Raw genomic sequence first — 1,214 nt, forward strand, 5'->3', positions numbered from 1 at the left:
TTCGACCTGGATGCTTCCGTCACGGAGGTGTTCGACGGGGTGGGTGTTCCTGCGGGGTTGCGTGGTTCGGTGGTGGCGTCGGCGGATCTGTTCGATGTGGGGACGGCCGAGCGGTTGGTGGCGCGTTGGGTGAGGGTTCTCGAGGTTCTGGTGTCGGCTCCGGGGTCGCGGCTGAGTGAGGTCGAGGTCCTGGACGAGTTCGATCGCCGGCGGTTGGGGGAGTGGAACGACACTGCTGTGGAGGTGGCGGCGGGTTCGCTGCCGGAGCTGTTCGCGGCGCAGGTGGAGCGGACCCCGGACGCGGTCGCCGTGGTGGCGGCGGGGGAGTCCTTGTCGTTCGGTGAGCTCGATCGTCGTGCCGATCGCCTGGCCCGGTATCTGGTGGGTCGTGGTGTGGGTGCGGAGTCGCTGGTCGGGGTGTGTCTGGAACGGGGCGCGGAGCTGATCGTCGCGCTGCTCGCGGTCCTGAAGGCCGGTGGTGCTTATCTGCCTCTGGATCCTGAGTATCCGGCGGAGCGGATCGCCTACATGGTCGGGGATGCGTCTCCGGTGGTGGTCGTGGCGTCGTCGGTGACGGCGGCCGTGCTGCCGGTCCCGGATGTGCCGGTGGTCCTTCTGGACGACCCACGGGTCGTCACGGCGCTGGAAAGCGTGGGGCAGGGGCGGTCGTTGGATGTGACGGTCCGTCCTGAGCACCCGGCGTACGTCATCTATACCTCGGGTTCGACGGGTCGTCCCAAGGGTGTGGTCGTTACCCATGGTGGTGTCGTGGGTCTGTGCGAGAGTCATGGCCGGTCGGTGTTCGCGGCGGAGGGTGGCCGGCTGAGGGTGGCGCTGACGACCTCGGTGTCCTTCGACGCGTCGTGGAACCAGCTCTCGGCCCTGTTCTCGGGTCATGAGTTGCACGTCGTGGACGCGGACACGTGGTTGGATGCCGGTCGTCTGGTTGCCTGGATGACGGCTTCGCGTATCGATTTCGCCGAGATCACCCCGTCGTATCTGCAACTCCTTCTCGAGGAGGGTCTGTTCGAGGGGGATCGTCGTCCTTCTCGTATCGGTGTCGGTGGCGAGGCCGTTCCGGCGGGTCTGTGGGAGCGTCTGCGTGCTCTGGACGGTGTGGAGGGCTTCAACTTCTACGGTCCGACGGAGGCGACGGTCGACACCTCGATCGCACAGCTTTCGACGTCCGCGGACGTCGTAATCGGTAGCCCGGT

At 66.8% G+C, this 1,214-nt stretch carries 1 protein-coding gene; it reads left to right on the top strand.

Annotated elements, in window-relative coordinates:
- Positions 1-1,214 (top strand): AMP-binding protein (locus BCL76_RS38385; RefSeq protein ID WP_146228537.1); only part of this gene is annotated, 1,214 nt, incomplete at both ends.

Source organism: Streptomyces sp. CG 926 (genome assembly GCF_003148825.1).
Classification (GTDB): Bacteria; Actinomycetota; Actinomycetes; order Streptomycetales; family Streptomycetaceae; genus Streptomyces.